At 44.8% G+C, this 18,897-nt stretch carries 12 protein-coding genes; 5 read left to right on the top strand and 7 right to left on the bottom strand.

The genetic code is table 11. The features are described from left to right. Positions 1-62: 62 nt before the first annotated feature. The 4 genes from ACYX4N_RS09185 to ACYX4N_RS09170 all read right to left on the bottom strand — a co-directional run bounded on the left by ACYX4N_RS09185 (position 63) and on the right by ACYX4N_RS09170 (position 8,586). Complete coding sequence (locus tag ACYX4N_RS09185; protein WP_476056337.1) at positions 63-4,796, bottom strand: FimV/HubP family polar landmark protein; 4,734 nt, start codon at positions 4,794-4,796, stop codon at positions 63-65. A gap of 543 nt (positions 4,797-5,339) precedes the next feature. Continuing rightward, on the bottom strand, positions 5,340-6,356 hold the full coding sequence (locus tag ACYX4N_RS09180) for an aspartate-semialdehyde dehydrogenase (protein ID WP_476056336.1): 1,017 nt from the start codon (positions 6,354-6,356) through the stop codon (positions 5,340-5,342). Positions 6,357-6,385: 29 nt separating this feature from the next. Then, the gene (locus tag ACYX4N_RS09175) at positions 6,386-7,594 is read right to left on the bottom strand and encodes a 4-phosphoerythronate dehydrogenase (RefSeq protein WP_476056335.1); all 1,209 of its coding nucleotides are present in this window, start codon (positions 7,592-7,594) and stop codon (positions 6,386-6,388) included. 236 nt (positions 7,595-7,830) lie between these two features. After that, positions 7,831-8,586 carry a class II aldolase/adducin family protein gene (locus ACYX4N_RS09170; RefSeq protein ID WP_474806047.1) on the bottom strand — a complete coding sequence of 252 codons (756 nt, stop codon included), beginning with the start codon at positions 8,584-8,586 and terminating at the stop codon, positions 7,831-7,833. 189 nt (positions 8,587-8,775) lie between these two features. On the opposite strand from ACYX4N_RS09170, the gene ACYX4N_RS09165 reads away from it, so the two are divergent. The 4 genes from ACYX4N_RS09165 to ACYX4N_RS09150 all read left to right on the top strand — a co-directional run bounded on the left by ACYX4N_RS09165 (position 8,776) and on the right by ACYX4N_RS09150 (position 12,669). Then, positions 8,776-9,465, top strand: coding sequence for a Crp/Fnr family transcriptional regulator (locus ACYX4N_RS09165; protein WP_474806045.1), 690 nt, complete (start codon positions 8,776-8,778; stop codon positions 9,463-9,465). 43 nt (positions 9,466-9,508) lie between these two features. Further along, positions 9,509-9,733, top strand: coding sequence for an alpha/beta fold hydrolase (locus ACYX4N_RS09160; protein ID WP_476056430.1), 225 nt, complete (start codon positions 9,509-9,511; stop codon positions 9,731-9,733). Positions 9,734-9,867: 134 nt separating this feature from the next. After that, complete coding sequence (locus tag ACYX4N_RS09155; protein WP_476056334.1) at positions 9,868-12,192, top strand: molybdopterin cofactor-binding domain-containing protein; 2,325 nt, start codon at positions 9,868-9,870, stop codon at positions 12,190-12,192. Positions 12,193-12,195: 3 nt separating this feature from the next. Next, a complete protein-coding gene (locus tag ACYX4N_RS09150) occupies positions 12,196-12,669 on the top strand; it encodes a (2Fe-2S)-binding protein (RefSeq protein ID WP_071951887.1) in 474 nt (157 codons plus the stop codon). A 301-nt stretch (positions 12,670-12,970) separates the two neighbouring features. On the opposite strand, the gene ACYX4N_RS09145 is transcribed toward ACYX4N_RS09150, so the two are convergent. Continuing rightward, positions 12,971-13,585 (bottom strand): Pr6Pr family membrane protein, encoded by a 615-nt coding sequence (locus ACYX4N_RS09145; protein ID WP_476056333.1) that lies wholly within the window; start codon positions 13,583-13,585, stop codon positions 12,971-12,973. Positions 13,586-13,943: 358 nt separating this feature from the next. On the opposite strand from ACYX4N_RS09145, the gene ACYX4N_RS09140 reads away from it, so the two are divergent. Continuing rightward, positions 13,944-15,665 carry a serine hydrolase domain-containing protein gene (locus tag ACYX4N_RS09140; protein WP_476056332.1) on the top strand — a complete coding sequence of 574 codons (1,722 nt, stop codon included), beginning with the start codon at positions 13,944-13,946 and terminating at the stop codon, positions 15,663-15,665. Between the two features lie 117 nt (positions 15,666-15,782). Here the strand turns inward: ACYX4N_RS09140 and fabB are convergent, their stop codons facing one another. Together fabB and ACYX4N_RS09130 are read right to left on the bottom strand one after the other, a co-directional pair. Further along, the gene (gene fabB, locus ACYX4N_RS09135; protein WP_118493712.1) at positions 15,783-16,997 is read right to left on the bottom strand and encodes a beta-ketoacyl-ACP synthase I; all 1,215 of its coding nucleotides are present in this window, start codon (positions 16,995-16,997) and stop codon (positions 15,783-15,785) included. Between the two features lie 307 nt (positions 16,998-17,304). Continuing rightward, positions 17,305-18,870, bottom strand: coding sequence for an AMP-binding protein (locus ACYX4N_RS09130; RefSeq protein ID WP_476056331.1), 1,566 nt, complete (start codon positions 18,868-18,870; stop codon positions 17,305-17,307). Positions 18,871-18,897: the final 27 nt, after the last annotated feature.

The raw sequence follows: 18,897 nt of genomic DNA, 5'->3' as shown, positions 1-18,897 counted from the left end.
TCAATATACAGGCCGCTCAATACGACTATCAATGCAGGCTTTCGCCCACTCCTACAAGTGAATTAGGTGATTTTTTGTAGGATTGAGGCCGCTTCCTGTTTCTGTTCTTCGCTGCCTTCTTTCATTACTTCTTCAAGCAACTCTTTCGCAGCATCTGCATCTTCCATTTCAATGTATGCACGAGCCAAATCTAAATTGGCGTTTTGCCCTGCATCTTTATCTATATCTATTACCGTGTCTTCGTCAGAAACGCCGGTAAAGTCAGATAAACTCACATCGAGATCTAGCGCTTGGCTATCTGGATCAACTTCATCAGAGTCGTCGCCATCGTCCATCAGCGCTTCTACATCAAGAAAATCTTCGGATGGCGTTTGAGACTCACTTTCACCATCGACATCACTCAGTAAAGCTGCTAAATCCAAATCAGGATTATCAAGCTTCAGCTCTTCCTCTTGCTCCTTTTCGGGCTCAGGTAGTTCTGCACCCTGCTGGTCTTCTTCAATTTCCGTAGGCGTGGCGATATCTAAGTCCACATCATCTGGAATGTCGAGGTCGTCTAAAGCTAGTTCAGAATCATCGTCTTCAAGGGTGAAAGTTTCTTCTTCGTTATCATCCTTCGCTGATTCTATGTCGTCGCCATCATCTAACTCAAAAGTTTCGTCGTTTTCATCTAGCTCGAGGGTATCATCGCCTTCATTTGGTTCAAGGTTGTCAGCGACATCCTCTTCCAACTCAAACGTGGCCTCGTCATCAGCTTCCTGTTCAAGTTCGAACGTATCTTCATCATTTTCGGCGACTGACTCTTGTGTATCTTCGCTTTCAATGTCGCTTGCATCTACGGCATCATCAGACTCAAGGCTCTGAAGAAGTTCATCAAACTCAGCACTGTCTAAGTCATCAAGTATCTCGTTGTCGTCAACAGCATCGTCTTCGTCAGCCCCTGACAACCAATCGTCAAGACCAGGCACGTCATCAAGTTCGTTGAATTCTTTTTCTTTACTGTCTTCTGAGCCAATCTCGCTTGAGCCTAGCTCTTCGGCTGAACCCACTTTTTCAGCGCTACCAGAGTCTTCGAGTTGCTGCTCACTTTTATCAACGCCGTCGACCTCTTGCTCAAGTTCAAAGCTGTCGATTTCATCAAATGCTTCATTTAACAGACTGTCGTCGTAATCATCACTGTCTTTTTCTGCCGGTGATTCATCTTGGGCAAAATCATCCGATGAAGGCTCTTGTTCAGCGGAAGGCTCTTCGTCAGCTGAAGGTTTTTCGTCAGCTGAAGGTTTTTCGTCAGCTGAAGACTTTTCGTCCGCTGAGGGCTTTTCTTCAGCTGAAGGCTCTATCTCACCGAAAGAAGGGATGTCGTCCAACATTTGCTTTTCAAACGCTTCGATGGCGTCATCTAACGGATCGTCTGCATCACTTCCCGTATTGTTCTCGGCGCTTTCATTGACACTTTCGAGTTCAGATTCCGGCTCTATTTCAGCCTCTGCTTCCTCTTCGAATTCCAACTCTGTTTCAGGCTCAGGCTGAGACTCTAGCTCTGCTTCTAACTCAGGCTCTGATTCTGACTCTATATCGGCATCTTGTTCAGGCTCTACTTCAGTGCCCAACTCTTGCTGCGCTTCTGGCTCTGGCTGTGGTTCTGGCTGTGGCTGTGGCTCGGCGTTTTCTTCAAGCTCGGTAACAGCGTCAGCTTCAACCTCAATATTGTCTTCTGGTGCTAATTCGCTTTCTTCTGATTCAGTATCGAATTCGAGCTCTGCTTCAGGCTCAGACTGAGACTCTAGCTCTGATTCTAGCTCCGGCTCTAATTCTGACTCAATATCGGCATTTTGTTCGGGCTCTAGTTCAGTGCCTAACTCTTGCAGCGCTTCTGGCTCTAGCTCTGGCTGTGGCCCTACATTATCATTAAGCTCGCTATCAGCGTCAGCTTCCGCCTCAACCTTCTCTTCAGGTGCTAATTCACCTTCTTCTGATTCAGTATCAAACTCTAGTTCTGCTTCTGGCTCAGGCTGAGACTCTAGCTCTGCTTCTAATTCAGGCTCTGGTTCTGACTCTATATCGGCATCTTGGTCAGGCTCTGCTTCAGCGCCCAGCTCTTGCTGCGCCTCGGCCTCTACCTTATCTTCTGGTGCTAATTCGCCCTCTTCTGATTCAGTATCGAATTCGAGTTCTGCTTCAGGCTCGGGCTGAGATTCAAGCTCTGCTTCTAATTCAGGCTCTTGTTCTGAATCTATATCGGCATCTTGTTCGGGCTCTACTTCAGTGCCTAACTCAGGTTGCCCTTCTAGCGCTGGTTCTGCTTCATCAGGTTGCGTAACGGTTTCGCCATCAGCGTTAAATTCTGCGTCTGTGTCATTTTCAGGCTCTATTTCAGATTCGAGTTCAGAAAGCAGCTCGTCTGTTAGCTGATCTACGTCTTTGCTGGTTTTAGATTCCTCAGCTTCTAATTCAGCGAGAAGCTCATCGGTTAAAGGGTCGCTAAAGTCATCTTCGTTTTCTTCACTTTCAGAAAGAGTTAAATCGGTATCTTCATCGTGAGCGTCCGGATTGGCATCTGGGCTAACTTCTGGTTCACCTTCCAGCTCGGCTTCAAGCTCAGCGAGCAACTCGTCAGTAAACGGGTCCTCAAAATCCCCATCATCCTCGGCTTGAGAAGGTAACTCACTTGAAGTGTTTTCATCACGCTCTTCAAGCTCATCTAATGCTGAATCGTTTATATCCTCAGGTATTCCATCCGCTGAAGGCATTCCATCCGCTGAAGGCATTTGATCCACTGAAGGCTCTTCCGCAAGCTCGTCTTCCGCCTGAAGTTCCGCGATAAGGTCGTCGGATAGTGGATCACTGAAATCAGCGTCTGTTTCTATTTCGTCGGTGACTATTTCATCTAAATCGTCAGTAATAGCATCTAGGCTTTGGATAGATTGAGGTGACGGTGCCGATGTAATTATTTCATCTTCAATATCGTCTTCGTCATCTTCTTCGCCTAAACCACCCATCATTTCAATTTGCTCTATTTCGTTAAGCAAATCGTCGGTGATCTTATCTATTTCGTTGTTTTGCTGATTTATCTCATCGTCGAGCTTACTCAGCATGTCCTCATTGATAAGGTCATCGTTACTGTCTAGCTCATCGGTAAGGCCTGCATCAACGCCATGCTCTTCAAGCAAATCATCAATGCTTATCTCTGGCTTATCGTCTTCATCTTCTACATTCGGCAAAGATGCATTACTTTCTTCTTCGTCTAGAGCCTCTGATACCGAATCAACAGAACTTGCAAGCAAGGCGTCTATATCGTCTTCGTCGACGTTTTCAGAATCGGCTGTTCCGTTAACCTCAGCAAGGATATCATCAGGGTCAATATCACCTGACTCATTGAGTTCATCGCTTTCAGGTTCTTCGGTGCCTTGACTTTGTACATCGTCAAGCAAGTCATCAATATCAAAATCGTCGTCATCTACTGATATAGCTTCTTCAGTAGCCGCTGACTCAGTTTCGCTATCATCTGCAGCATCTTCATCAAAGATGTCGTCATCACCTGAAAGGTCAAAGCCTTCTAGGTCATCTGCGTCTTTGTCATTTAACACCTTGTCTGACAGGTCATCATCATCAAATAAGCTGTCTAACTCGCTCTGGTCAAGCTCATCATCACCAGCCTCGAACAGATCGTCTCCACCATCGTCTGGCACCAACATATCATCTTCAAGGTCAGCAAAGGTTTCTAGCTCGTCATCAAGGCTTTCTTCTAAATCTGAAGTCAGAACGTCATCAAGTAGGTCGTCATCATTGAACAAATCATCATCTGACAACTCCGCTTTGTCATCGAAGTCGGGTGCTAATGCGCTTGAAAGGTCATCAATGTCAGCATCAGGTACGGGTACTTCGTCGTTATCTGCCGTAATAGTAGGGCCAGGTGCAGGCGCCTCTTCCGGCTTGCTGTTGCGTTTCAGCAGCCACATGATTAGGCCACCTACTAACAAGAGTGACAGAATTGCAGAACCGATGATCAAGCTTAATGGGCTGGTAAGCGCGCTTAAAAACGAAGACTGTTTCTCGGCTTCACGCTGCGCTTGCTCGGCTTTAATCATGTCGAGCAATTCTTGCTGAAGCGCCACTTGCATATCTAGTTGGCTCTTTACATCGCCTTCCACTTGACCACGTAAGGTTTCTAGTTCGCCATTAACGGCCTCAACACGCTCGTACAAGCGTCTGTTTTCGTTGAGAATTGCTTCAACATTTTCTAGTGAGGCGGCAAACTGCATACGCAGTTCGTCAAACTGACGAGTTTGTTCCTGATCTAAACGGGTGATCTTTTGCTCAATGTCAGTTTGCGTTTGAGTGAGGTCTTGTTGGTTGACTAACGGGGATGCTGGCTTAATATTCCTTACGCTGCTACCAGGCTTGTTAAGCGTTTCAGCGAATGCCCTATCGTCTTGCTCAGCTCGCATTTGTGCTTTTTGTTTGTCGATTCTGGCAATATAACGCTCAGACGGCAGCTTCAAAATCGCGCCATCTACTAACAAGTTTAAGTTGCCATTTTCAAATGCGTTGGGGTTGAGTTCATAAATAGCGGTCATAACCTGATAAACACTCAGGTTATTGTTTTGGCGATAGCGCTCGGCAATACGCCAAAGGGTATCGTTAGCATCAATAGGTCCGTACTCTAGACCCGAATATTGATCAGTTGCGTCTTTCGGACCTTTTAAGAAGGTAGCGCGTTCTTGTGCATCAACAGTGATTATAGGGCCAGACAAACATAATGTGAGTAAAAGTAAGCCCGTCAAATGCAATTTCATAGCAGTCCTATATGCCCTCAAGCGTCTTTACCACCCGATAGTATGGGCGGATTTTTTAGCCAATCACTACAGAAAGATATATTGGCTTTTATTTTTATTCTGAAGCCACCTTGAAACCGTTAATCGTCAAGCTAGCGTTTTTCAGTCTAATATGACCCTGGCAGTAAGATTTGTTTGCGCTTTTTAGAGTTCTTACTCTTCGCCTAAGTGTCTGACTGACTATTGTTTTTAACGTTGTTCTGTTCCTAACCCTACAAACTATAAACCAGTTATTAAGGGTGATCTAGTTAGACAGTAGTATTGGTCTAATCTAATGCTTAAAGTTTTGCTAAATGCTGATTGTTTAATGTCCCGAGATTTATCTTACCATCGCGTCGAGAACACTAAATTCGCTACACACGTTATCTCTTTTACAGTGCAATAGACGCATTTTTTACATCGCACAAACACCCTGCTTAGTTTGCGTATCGGCAAGCACAGAAAAATGTTTACCTTTTCCTGTGCTTATCCGATTAATCAGAGGCAGAACCTCTGTTGAACCGTTTACAGGTAATCGCGAATTAGCGTTTCAGCAATTTGAATGCTGTTTGTTGCTGCACCTTTACGGATATTGTCAGACACCACCCACAAATTTAAGCCACATGGATGACTAATGTCGTTTCTAATTCTGCCCACGTGCACAATGTCGTTACCGCTAGCACTGCTAACCTGAGTTGGGAACTGCTCATTTCCGTCGTACACGGTAACACCGGGTGCATTGGCTAGGAGCTCTTTAACCTGCTGTGCATCTATCGGAGAACATGTTTCTAAGTGAATGGCTTCCGCATGACCGTAAAATACAGGCACACGTACCGCAGTAGCGTTTACCAAAATACTTTGGTCGCCCATGATTTTTTGGGTTTCCCACAGCATTTTCATTTCTTCTTTGGTGTAGTCGTTATCTTGGAAAACGTCGATTTGAGGGATAACGTTAAAGGCAATTTGTCGACTAAACGACTCTGACTTCACTTCACGCGCATTTAGCAAACCCGCAGTTTGTTTAGCCAGCTCTTCCATGGCTTCTTTACCTGCACCAGACACTGATTGGTAGGTACACACGTTAATACGGTCAATGCCAACAGCTTCTTGGATTGGTTTAAGTGCTACTAACATTTGAATGGTTGAGCAGTTTGGGTTCGCAATTATGTTTCTATTGCGAAACTCTGCCAGTGCATGGGCGTTAACTTCTGGCACTACAAGAGGGATATCAGGCTCGTAACGAAACTCTGAAGTATTGTCGATTACAATACAGCCTTCTTCTGCGGCTAGCGGAGCAAATTTTGCTGAAATGCTTCCACCGGCTGAGAAAAAACCTAATTGCACTAATGACCAGTCGAAGTCATCAGCATCTAATACTTCAATGTCTTCGCCTTTAAACGATACAGTACTACCAGCTGAACGTTTACTGGCAAGAGGATACAAACGGTTTACCGGAAAGTCTCGCTCTTCTAATAGTTCAATCATGGTTTGGCCCACTAAACCAGTGGCGCCAAGTACCGCTACGTCAAACGCTTGCGACATAATGCTTTATGCTCCTAATAAGAAAATATCTAAACCAGACTAACGGAAAAGCCTAGTTTGGTGAAAGTGTTTTGAATTTGTTTACTGGTGTTCTTTGGCAATTGTAACGCATAGGCGCTGCACTCGCGACGTACTCTGTATTGCTTGCGCAGTGTAGAAAACGTACTCGCCACATCAGATTTCGTTTTTTCGTTATTTTTTGATGTTGATGAAAAAGCGTTTCGCGTTATTTCGTCATCAATAGCGACATCGTACACCTTGTGAAATACTGCAGTAAGATCTTCAACCGACAACCGCGACGCCTCTGGCGAATTTAACGCAGCTTTGATCGGGTTAGTTTTCTCTAAAAAGTCGCTAAGCGCTTTGTCTGGGGCTGCGCCCACTACCTCACAAATTTGCTCGTAAATCATTTGTGTACCGCGCACTTTACCTTCTACAGAATGACCCGCAATATGTGGTGTTACGAACCAAACGTGGTCAAATAGTGCTGTGTTTATGGCAGGCTCATTATCAAATACATCAAGCACTACTGTTGGCGTCCGTTCTTGTTGAAGCAGGTTTAGTAACGCTTCTTCATCTATAACCTCGCCTCGGCATGCATTGATAAGCAGCTGGTCAGGTGTTAATGCTTCAAGAAAAGTTTTATCGATCATCTGGTAAGTAGGATAGTCGCCGCCTTTAATGAAAGGCACATGAAGCGAGACAACGTCGCACGTTGCAATTTGTGCTAAATCTACAAACGACTGACCGTTGTGCTGTGTTTTACCAGTACTTGCTAACGCTTGCTGTAGCGGAGGGTCGTACAAGCAGTGTTTAACACCTATTGCCGTTAAAATGCGTGATAGCGCGCTTCCCACGTTTCCGGCCCCTACTATGCCTACTTTCGCATTGTAAAAGTCGAGCTTTTGGGCTTTTTGTGCATGTAATAATACACTTAACACATACTCGGCCACCGCAACAGCATTACAGCCTGCTGCACTGCTATGTGCAATACCGACCTTGTCCAAATGTATTTTATCTAGATGATTGGTTCCTGCCGTTGCCGTAGTCACAAACTTAAGCTTATTAGCGTTGCTCAGCAATTCAGGAGTAACCTTAGTGGTAGAACGCAGCGCAAGAATATCTACATCGCGCAACATTTCAGGCACAAGAGATTGCCATGCATAGGTTTCAACTTGACCTACGCTATTAAGGTAATCGGTGCCAAACGGAATGGTATCTTCAAGAAGTATTTTCATGGCGCTAAGTGTACCCTAAGTTAGGCTTTTAGTAACCTAGCGCCCTTATTTATCTTGTCGGTGGTTGGCTTAATTTACGTCATTTTGATGCACATTTGGCCGCCATATCAAAGAGACAGCCGAAGTTTATACAACCTTTTAAAACGGAAACTCTTAAAGCAAAGCGCTTTAGCTCGCGCTTTTTGTCCATCTCACCCTTTGCGATCGTGGTATTGGATAACGTTAACTTTTAATAGTTACTTATCGTATCCAGGGAAGCGACGCTCAACGCGACGTTTAATACCTGGCCATGCAAGTGAACCACCCGCTTGCCTAGTAACTTGCTCGGCTTGAGCACGAATTCCCTCTAGAATTGCCGAGTGAATTGGAATCAACGGCTTACCTGTGGCCTGCGCTTTAAGCTGAATTTCACAGGCGCGCTGCATGATAAACATAAACAAAAATGCATCGGGAATATTGTCTGCACAGGTTAAGAGCCCGTGATTGCGCAAAATCATAAATTGGGTATCGCCTAGGTCGCGAACCAGCCGCGCTTTTTCTTCTGGATTTAACGCCACCCCTTCATAGGCATGATAAGAAAGGGACGCTAGTGGAAAAAGGGACTGCTGCGAGTAAGGCTGCAACCCTTCTTCTAAAATAGATACCGCCACGCCTTCTGCTGTATGCAAATGCAACACGCATTTGGCATCATCACGTGCTTCATGAACAGCGCTGTGAATAGTAAAACCCGCAGGGTTAATATCGTACTCGCTTTCCATCACCTTATTGCCGTTAAGGTCAACTTTTACTAGGCTGGATGCCGTAACTTCATCAAACATTAAACCGTATGGGTTAATTAAAAAATGATGTTCAGGCCCAGGAACACGGGCAGAAATGTGAGTGAAAATAAGGTCGTCCCAACCATACATAGCAACTGCGCGGTAACACGCGGCAAGGTCAACACGGGTTTGCCATTCTTCACTGCTAACTTTCGACTTTACTGAATCTGTCATAGCTTTACTCTTTTTATATCTAAAATGATTCCATTGAGATTTGTCGATTTAGGCTTGTCAGCCCTTTTCTGAAGGCTCCTCACCTTAAGCGATTCAATGAAACTTCCATTTACTTTCTCTTACCGCCTACATTACGCGCAGTAATTGCTATACACTGTCGGATATACGACAGTGTAAGAAATTTGTTAAATGGAAAAATTTAAACCTGTTCTGACTAGCTCTACGTGGTTTAGCGAGATGCCGCCCTATTTACAGGAAGCCATGTTCGAAAAGATGCGCCTTAAGCATTTAAAAGCAGGGCAACAACTGCATGCCAAAGGTGAAGACGGTGTAGGTTTTTATGGTGTGTGCGAAGGCCGTTTAAGAGTTGTTACGGTAGGTGTAGATGGCCGCGAAATGCTATTCGCGTTACTTGGGCCCGGCACCTGGTTTGGTGAAATATCAATGTTTGACGACCTCCCCCGTACTCACGACAACTTCTGTGAGACAAACTCCGTCGTTGCTATAATTCAAAAAAACGCGTTTAAGGCATTACTTGAACAGTATCCAGAATTGTATCCTCATTTTACTCGCCTTCTATGCACGCGTGTGCGCAGTGCGTTTCAGTTTATCGACTCAAGTGCGGGGCTTAGCCTTAAGCATCAGCTGGTAAAAAGGCTATTGATGCTTACCACCAGCTATGGTCAGCATTTACCTAAAAACAACGCGATTACACTTACCCTATCGCAGGAGTCTTTGGCGCAAATGATAAATAGTAGTAGGCAAACGGTTAATCAGCTTTTAGGCGAGCTTGAAAGTGAAGGCTTGCTGAAACGGCATTATGGAAAGATCACTATTCCCGAGCCAGATACTTTGTTTAGTCGTTACCAGTTTATTTGACCGAAATTTGTAGCTGAACTTCACTCGGTTCTAGAAAAAAAATATTACCGGACCAATTATCCTTGTAGGCCATTCATTTGGCGGTGTAAACATGCAACGCTATGCCCTCACCTATCTCGAATATATAGCCGCTTTGGTTTTGGTAGACTCCGCCCATGAAGATCAGATAGATGAGATGCCTCAAACGAATTCTCTTCAACTATCCAACTCACAGAAAACATGCTCCGCACATAAGGGAATACCCCTACTTAGTATTACTTATTATTAATGTTTAATAAATTATACTTTATGATAACATCTCGTTAACAGGTATTTGGCAAGCTGCAATTACCTGAATTAAATAAACGACTTTTCTTAAGGTTAAGTTAGCTATCGAAGGTCTTGAACTGTAACGGAGAATTTATGACAAAAAGCAACCATGCAGAACAAGTAGACACGATTACCTCCTCACAGACACATGATCAATCCGATAGTGGTGACGAACACATTGTCGAGGCAGAAAACACCGGACGAAGAAAGTTTATTGGTTACATGCTCAAGGGCTCGAGTTTTGCCGTTGCGTTACATATAACCGGCGGTGCTCTTCGCCCTCAGGGTGCCAACGCCCAGTTGTTAGGAATACCTGAGCTTGCAGATGAACTGGATTTAACAGACCTGCTGCTCATCTCCGGTGACCCTTTCTACTACGATTATTTAATTAAGATAACGAGTGATAACCGCGTCCGTTTTGAGCTTCCACGAATGGAAGTGGGGCAAGGTATATTAACCGCTGCAATGATGATTCTTGCCGAAGAGCTGGACGTTGAAATGTCCTCCATTGATGCGACTTTATCTCCGGCAGAAATCAGACGAGCGACTGGTCAAATTACAGGGGGCTCTCACGCCATAACCTCTCTTTGGGATCCGCTGCGCAAAGTCGCAGCAGCCCTGTTATATAAGATAAAATTTTCAGCCGCAGTGCATTTCGGGCTTTCCGTGAACGACATTAGTACAGAAAATGGCTATGCGATTGGTAACGATGGCAGCCGTATTGCTTACTCTGCGCTTACCGCAGGTGTTGAAGGACGCAACGATGCCGCTCGATTAGCACAGCCTAAAGATCCGTCACAATACAAAATTATCGGTACGCAGCAAAAGCGGGTTGACGCGCGCGATATCGTTACCGGCAAACTAGATTTCGCGATGGATCTCGACGTAGTACCAGATGCGATGCCCACTGTGGTCGCTAGGCCACCCAGCTTAGGTGGTCGCGTGATCACGTATGACGATTCTGAGGCAATAGGCCTGCCCGGTGTCCTTGCCATCAGAGAAGTTCCGCTGGATGTTGATGCAAATTCCTCTGGCGTGGCAGTCGTTGCGCGTTCCTTTGGCGAAGCATTTCGTGCGCGTGATGCTCTTAATATTTCATGGAGTGTGGGTGCTGCAGAAAATCTATCTGACGCCGAGGTCATTGAGCAGTTACGTGCGATAAACCTGCCAACCTTACCTAATATTCCTCTGGCTACCGATTCGGTTGGCGGCGAGTTCATCTTTCCTTATTTGGCACATGCCCCCATGGAAACCATGACAGCACTTGCCGATGCAACCGGCTCAAAGGTAAGGGTTTGGACTGGCGCCAAGACGCCACTTGCAGCACAAGCCAAAATTGCGCGTGAACTTGGAGTTTTACCCACTGACGTCGAGGTGAATGTAATTCAGAGCGGCGGCTCATTTGGCCGTCGCTTATTTTTTGATGCAGCAGTTGAAGGCGCGCGTATTTCACAAATGGTAAACCGCCCCATCAAACTTATGTTTACTCGACAGGACGACACAAAGTTTGGCCGCGCACGACCGCTCAGCTTGCATAACGTAAAAGCGACCTACACTAGAGGTTTTTTAATTGGCAAAAAAGTGTTGTCGTTTGACCATCGTGCTGCGACCGCTGAATTGGATCTCGAACATGGCTTTGGCGAAGGTATTACTGCATTGGGAGGAGAATTAGCTCCCGCTGCTTTCAGCCAGACAGTCTGGCACTCAACGCAACTAGTGCAATATAAGTTTGGTGTAACTTCCTTGCTGCTAAACGAAAAAAAATTCGTTGTGCCAACCTCCTCTTGGCGCGGCATCTACTCCGGCACAGCTGCCGTCGCAAACGAGATAGTTGTTGACGAATTGGCACGCGCAATGAACAAGGACGAATGCCAGTTCAGATTACAAATGCTGGATGATGAGCGATCCAAAGCTGTTCTGCGGAAAGTTTCTCAAGAGGGCAATTGGGGAAGGAGAATGAAAAAAGGACGTGCCCAGGGCCTCGGGTTGCATAAAGAGTATAAGTCTCGAGCTGCCGTGCTTGTTGAATTACAAACGTTCAAAGATCCGGAGAAAGAATGTAAAGTCACCAAGATTGTTGTCGCGCTGGATGTGAACCGAGTATTGAATCCAACCGGCCTTGAGGCGCAAGTTATCGGTGCGGCAACCGATGCCATTACCTACATGATCCGCACCAGTTTACACCTCGACAATGGCGCCATACGCGAGAGCAGTTACGGCGATTTTGAAATTGCTCGAATGCGCAACACGCCACCGGATATTGAAGTGCATTTTATGCCGCCTAACGGAGAAACACCGGGAGGTGCAGGCGAGTTGGTAGTTCCTGCAGCGGCAGCGGCGATAGCCAACGCATTTGCAAGGGCGACGGGCATTGCACCACGTCGTTTTCCACTTCGTGACTTCTATCCAGAGGGTTAATTCATGCCACAAATTACATTTAATGTTAACAATAACCCGGTTTCTATCGACGCTGAAAACGACGATGAGCTCCTGTATCTCCTGCGTGATCGACTTGGTATTACTGGCCCAAAATATGGTTGCGGTGTTGGCGTGTGTGGCGCTTGCACTATCTTTAAAGACGGTGAGCTAGTCCGCCCATGCATTGTTCCAATGGAAGACGTGGAGGGTGCATCGCTAACCACTATTGAAGGGCTGGCGGTCGATGACATTCTGCATCCGGTGCAAGAAGCATGGATAAACGAAGATGTCGCTCAGTGTGGGTTTTGTCAGGCAGGACAAATTTTAACCGCCGTCAAACTCTTGGAGTCTAATCCCAATCCCAACGATGATGACATTGATGAAGCTATGAGCGACAATATCTGTCGCTGTGGTACCTATCATAGGATTCGAAAAGCCATTAAACATGCTGCAGCTTTGATTCAGCAGACGACATAAGAAGCTAATTTTTGGAAAAACGGGTTGGGCTGAGAAGAACACCTTAACATGTATAAGCTCAGATCTAATCTGAGTATTTCGCCTACAGGGTTAGTCGTCTTGTAGACTGCTTAAAGCGAATTGCAGGTATTCCACCTGCTTTTAATTGGAGGGTTGCTTCACGTACACAGGGGCCTCACAAGCCTTTTAAGTCAAACAGCAAACCTTTACACCCTACACAAATGCTAGATAACGCATGAGTTAAATTTAGAAACGAAGTAACGTAGCCCATGTATAAGATCCCAACGATCAGAACAAGCGGCTAAAGTGCACTATTAGAACTTGCCAAGAGTTTTCCCAAAAATATAAATAGAGCGCCGCCAACAAGGAGGCTGATAGATAATACTAATCCATTTAATAAAACTCTATTAAGGCCTAGCGCTTGAACATTTGTAAATTCGTAAGGGTAAAATTTCGTCCATTTCCCATGAGACATTGTGTACGCGGCATAAGTAAGCGGAAAAATGAGCCAATAGCCTAAATTAGAGTATTGAAGCTGCGTTTTTTCTACAAAGAAAAACCAGTACGCAAGTGTGATTACGGGTGTAACGGCATGGACTAATAAATCTGAAATACGTTCAAACAATGAGAGTTTTAGCCATCCATAGATAAGGTAGTTAGCAATACCAACTGTAACTATATAAAAAGTAACTGCAGTGGCTACATTGGGGTTGTTAGCAAATTGAGCAACTGATTGCTCAGGCCCAAAAGTCAAAGCCGCGAACCAAACTAGGACAAGAAGATTAGAAAGTGTTGTGTAATAACTAAAATATTTCCATACCACAACGCCTATGCTGTCGCTGCCTCGTTTCCTAATTTCTCTTATAAGGCTAATTATTAGTGCCAGTGCTGTAATTAAAAAAAGAACAAAATCCATTTAAAGTCCTTTCGAATAATGAAGGTTCTAACAAATAAATAGGGCTCAAGTATTAGACTAATCGACCTCTAAAAAAAGAAAAACTGCTTTTTTAGACCAACTGATACTAAATTGCTTCGTCATAAACTTAGTATATTTAGCAAATGATAGGAAATAGCAGCCGAGCCAAAGTGAAAAGAACAGGTGAAAAAGCATTTTCGTCAGTAGGTAGCTAATAGAAAATATGTTTGCCTGCAAATTAAAACAACTTTACTCTAACCTTTGCCTGTGAATAGCTTTTGCGTTTTTGTACAGCGTATTGAAGTTTGCTCTTCGTCGGAAAAAAATTGAAAATAAGTGATAACAAGGAATCGTTATAATGTCTAATTTTGCAGCCCGTCTAGTCATTAGTGTACTGCTATCAATTGGTTTATGCGCCTGCCAACCATCATCAAAACCTGAAAAGCCTCTTAATAGCCCTTCACAACAAACTATCGAGTTTGACCGACTATTTACCCAATTCGATGATATTAATAAGCCAGGGGCCTCAGTTGCAGTTCTGCAGGATGGAGAGATTATATTTTCAAAAGGTTATGGCAGTGCGAACTTAGAGTACGATATACCTGTTACGCCAGAAACTATGTTTCACGTTGCATCCGTATCTAAGCAATTTACCGTATTCGCCATTCTTCTACTTGCTGAAGAAGGCAAGTTAAATTTCGATGACGACATACGACAATACATTCCAGAAGTGCCGGATTTTGGTCACACAATAACTTTACGACACTTAGCATCACATACAAGCGGCATGCGAGATCAATGGAATTTGTTGCGTATGGCTGGTTGGCGATTAGATGACGTAATCACTACCGAACACGTACTGAAAATAGTAGCGCGACAAAAAGAGCTAAACTTCAAACCGGGAGAAGAGTTTCTGTACTCAAATACCGGGTTCACACTATTAGCAGAGGTTGTTGCACGTGTTAGCGGTAAATCTTTTGCTCAATTCACGCAAGAAAGGCTGTTCACGCCATTGAATATGAGTAACAGCTTGTTTTACGACGACCATCAAAAGATCGTTAGCAATAGGGCCTACTCATACGAGCGTAACGGCAATGGTTACAAAAAAAGCGTGTTGAACTTTTCAAATGTAGGTGCAACCAGTTTATTTACGACCGCAGAAGATCTGCTGAAATGGTCAGCTAATTTTAGCGAGCCGACTGTGGGTAGCCCTGCTATAGTCAAGCAAATGAATACCCTTGCGTCCTTAAACAATGGAGATACATTTGGTGGCGCATACGGGCAATTTATTAGCCATTACAAAGGTACCAAATATATTCAGCATAGCGGCGGAGACGCAGGATTTCGTTCGTATTTGGCTCGATTCCCTAAACAAAATTTAGCAATAGCAATATTGAATAATGGCGCAGATGCAAGGCCTTGGGAATTGGCTCTACAAATTGCTGACAGGCTTCTAGAGACAAATACTCCTCCCCCTCAGAACGCGATTGCTGACGCATTTCTAGAGTCAATCTCACCTAAAGAAAAATCTAATTTTCTTGTGTTAGATGAAGACACACTCAATGCCTATGTGGGTCACTATTGGTATGAACCAGAAACGTACTCGAGAGAGATATATTTAGAAAACGGTAAACTAATGTATTCAAGAGGGGAAGATAACGTAAGCGTACTCGCTCCTATCAGTGAAAACACTTTCAAAATGCTGAATGTAGAGGGTGAGATTTATGTTAGCTTTACTGAAAGCGATGAGAAAAGATTAATGACCGTGCAAGTAGACAACGTCGATACGTATGTGTCGGTTGGCTATACACCAGTCAAAATAACCAAAACCTGGTTATCGCAATTCGCCGGCAGTTACTTCAGCCCTGAACTTTCCTCCACTTATCACTTTTCACCAGAAAATAAACAGCTGAAAATTTCTCATCACCGTTTGAGCGACCATTATATTGCGCCAGTCAAAGGTGACTTTTTTAGCTCACAAGTTGGCGATATCCTATTTGAACGCGATGTTCACGGTGAGGTGAATGGCTTTAGGATATCTAACGGTCGTGTTCGCAATCTTTACTTTAGAAAGCTATAAGTGTCTACAATAAAAAAGGGCGTAAACACAAACACTCATGGTGTTAAGTTTTACGCCCTTTTTAGTTTAAGGCTTCTTAAAATGAAGCTAAGAATTTTCTGTTCCTAGCTGCTTTGACTAGCCATTATAACGCTGCATAACCAGCGTTGCGTTAGTGCCGCCAAAGCCAAAGCTATTAGACATCACTGTGTTTAGCGTTGCTTCACGTGCTTCGGTAACAATATCTAAGCCTTGTGCTGCATCGTCCAGCGTGTCGATGTTAATTGATGGCGCGATAAAGTTATTTTCCATCATCAACAAGCTATAGATAGCTTCGTTTACACCCGCTGCACCTAGTGCGTGACCTGTCAGTGACTTTGTTGCACTAATAGGTACGCCCGCTTGGCCAAACACTTCTTGAATCGCCGCAAGTTCTTTCACATCGCCTACTGGCGTTGATGTACCGTGGGTATTCAAGTAATCGATAGGCGCATCAATATTTTGCATTGCCATCTTCATACAGCGAATTGCGCCTTCACCCGATGGTGCAACCATGTCGAAGCCATCTGATGTAGCACCGTAACCTACTACTTCACCGTAGATTTTTGCGCCGCGTGCTAGTGCGTGCTCAAGTTCTTCAACAACAACCATACCGCCGCCACCAGAACTTACAAAGCCGTCGCGTGCTGCATCATAAGTTCGTGATGCCACAGCAGGATTGTCGTTATATTTAGAACTTAGTGCGCCCATAGCGTCGAACTGGCTTGACAGTGACCAATGTAGCTCTTCACCGCCACCGGCAAATACTACGTCTTGCTTACCAAGCTGAATAAGCTCTAGCGCGTTACCTATACAGTGGGCACTGGTTGCACATGCAGAGGCAATTGAATAGTTCACGCCGCGAATTTTAAACGGTGTCGCTAAGCAAGCTGATACCGTAGATGCCATACAGCGAGGAACCATGTAGGGCCCAACACGCTTAACGCCTTTTTCGCGAAGAATATCAGCAGAAAGCACTTGGTTTTCAGAAGATGCGCCACCTGAGCCTGCGATAATACCTGTGCGCTCGTTTGAAATGTCGCTTTCTTCTAAACCAGAGTCTGCAATGGCTTGTTGCATCGCTACGTACGCGTAGCCTGCCGCATCGCCCATAAAGCGCATAGCTTTGCGGTCGATGTGCTCTTTCAAATCGATGTCGATGTCGCCCCAAACTTGGCTGCGAAGGCCCATTTCGGCGAACTGTTCTGAAAATGTAATTCCAGACTTACCCGCTTTTAGTGAAGCAAGTACGTCTTCTTTATTTACGCCGATGCTTGATACGATACCAAGACCGGTGATAACTGCTCTTCTCATAGTTTACCCTTTGCGTTGTTGCGGCTTATGGTAACGATTTTGAATGGTAAAGTGGTCTGCTCTGCCAATTGCCATACTCGAACTAGCTATACTTAAGCGTTACAGTACCTGTTTCAATGCTGTGCATATTGGTACAAACAGGTTACTTGACCACTTCTCTTCTCTTTCGTTGTTACCGTCTGCGGCTACGTAGTTTTTTATTTTAATAAGTCCAATGTAGCACGAATGCACAGGGTCATGACTAGCGTTAATTTATACCTTCACAAAACCTTCAAAATAGCTTGAACATAAACTTTTGCGGTTTCTTTTATTCACTAAATTGGGCTCTAAGTTTGTTCTTAAATATTTTACCCGTATCTTCTCTGGGCAGAGCTTCGAGTATTTGCAACGTTTTAGGCCACTTGAACCGCGCTAGTTTGCCATCTAAATACCCGTGTAGCGCATCAATCGAAAGCGTATTGCCGGGTAGGCATTGAATAGCCACCACGACTTTCTCGCCATACTCAGCATCAGGCACTCCGAATACCGCGCAGTCTGCAACCTCAGGCATTTCTATGATGACGCTTTCTATTTCAGCAGGAAATATATTGGCGCCACCTGAGATGATCATGTCTTTTTTTCTATCGCAAATGTATAAGTAACCATCTTCGTCCACATAACCCATATCGCCTAATGTTGTGAATTCACCAACATGCAAGTCACTCGGCGCGCCCGTAGTATTGGTATACTTGAATGGCGCGAACATAGAGAGATGCGCGTATATAACGCCAACGTCCCCTACTTCACACGCCTCTTTATTGTCGCTCAGTATTTTAATTGCTGCACCGGGAATGGGCTTGCCCACAGAATTAGGCTTAGCTAATGCCTCTTTAGATGAAATTAAGGTCATGAAGCCCAATTCGCTAGCGCCATAAGACTCATAAAATATTGGCCCAAACCAGTTAATCATTGCTTCTTTCACATCGCTTGGCAGTGCCGACCCTGTTGATAAGGCAAATCGCAAACTTGAAGTGTCGTATTTGCTTCTTATCGACTCGGGCAGTTTAAGTAGCCTCACCATCATGGTGGGAACAATGTAAGCATGAGTCAGTTTAAACCGCTCTATGTCTTGTAAAAATCGTTCCGGGTCGAATTGAGGCTCAATGTATACATCAACATTACCCGCTGCTAAACAGCAGAGCGTAAGCGCATGAGGTGCGCTGTGATAAAGCGGTGCAGAGACAAAAAAGCGGTCACCTTCCGACAATTGCATTAACGCTTCAGAGAGGCCTTTGAATATCAAATAAGGGTCCGGCCGCGTTAGGTCTTCATCGCGCTTAATGCCCTTGGGTTTTCCTGTACTGCCCGACGTGTACGGAAACATGCCCTTGAAGCGTTTCGGCGGTTCATTGTGGCGCTTTGCGTTTGGGGCAGCTAATAGCGTATCAAGGCACTGGTACTGCTCCCCAGTTTTCGGCTCGGATGCTAACAGTGAATTATCTGTAAGATGATAGCGCTCTAAAATGCTTTCCGGCGTTTTAACCGTATATATCACTGACAAGGTGGAAACGCGCGACAATGGTTGGAGGTCATTCTCACCCTTTAATAAATCTCGATGAGCGAACAGCACTTTAGCGCTGCAGTCGTCTAAAATAGGTAAAAGTTCTGCAACTGGGCTGTGCCAATTAAGCAAAACATAACGCGAACCCACATATCGGCATGCCTCTACTATTTCGAATATATCGACGTGGTTTCGCATAAAAATAGCTACCACATCGTTTTCTTTTACATCTTGCTCAGCAAGTGCATACGCGATGATACGTGCACGCTCATCCATTTCATCTCTTGTGCGTTTGCAAATGCTCTTGCCACATTGGTGAAACACGCCCGCCATATCTTCTCCCTGAACTATCTTCAATAG

This window comes from Alteromonas sp. ABH4_452 (assembly GCF_056311825.1).
This window is presented reverse-complemented; position numbering and strand designations above follow the sequence as displayed.

What these genes read in the sequence shown, in the direction of transcription:
- ACYX4N_RS09185 (WP_476056337.1), bottom strand. Translation starts at nt 4,796, where the DNA reads ATGAAATTGCATTTGACGGGCTTACTTTTACTCACATTATGTTTGTCT.
- ACYX4N_RS09180 (WP_476056336.1), bottom strand. Translation starts at nt 6,356, where the DNA reads ATGTCGCAAGCGTTTGACGTAGCGGTACTTGGCGCCACTGGTTTAGTG.
- ACYX4N_RS09175 (WP_476056335.1), bottom strand. Translation starts at nt 7,594, where the DNA reads ATGAAAATACTTCTTGAAGATACCATTCCGTTTGGCACCGATTACCTT.
- ACYX4N_RS09170 (WP_474806047.1), bottom strand. Translation starts at nt 8,586, where the DNA reads ATGACAGATTCAGTAAAGTCGAAAGTTAGCAGTGAAGAATGGCAAACC.
- ACYX4N_RS09165 (WP_474806045.1), top strand. Translation starts at nt 8,776, where the DNA reads ATGGAAAAATTTAAACCTGTTCTGACTAGCTCTACGTGGTTTAGCGAG.
- ACYX4N_RS09155 (WP_476056334.1), top strand. Translation starts at nt 9,868, where the DNA reads ATGACAAAAAGCAACCATGCAGAACAAGTAGACACGATTACCTCCTCA.
- ACYX4N_RS09150 (WP_071951887.1), top strand. Translation starts at nt 12,196, where the DNA reads ATGCCACAAATTACATTTAATGTTAACAATAACCCGGTTTCTATCGAC.
- ACYX4N_RS09145 (WP_476056333.1), bottom strand. Translation starts at nt 13,585, where the DNA reads ATGGATTTTGTTCTTTTTTTAATTACAGCACTGGCACTAATAATTAGC.
- ACYX4N_RS09140 (WP_476056332.1), top strand. Translation starts at nt 13,944, where the DNA reads ATGTCTAATTTTGCAGCCCGTCTAGTCATTAGTGTACTGCTATCAATT.
- fabB (WP_118493712.1), bottom strand. Translation starts at nt 16,997, where the DNA reads ATGAGAAGAGCAGTTATCACCGGTCTTGGTATCGTATCAAGCATCGGC.
- ACYX4N_RS09130 (WP_476056331.1), bottom strand. Translation starts at nt 18,870, where the DNA reads ATGGCGGGCGTGTTTCACCAATGTGGCAAGAGCATTTGCAAACGCACA.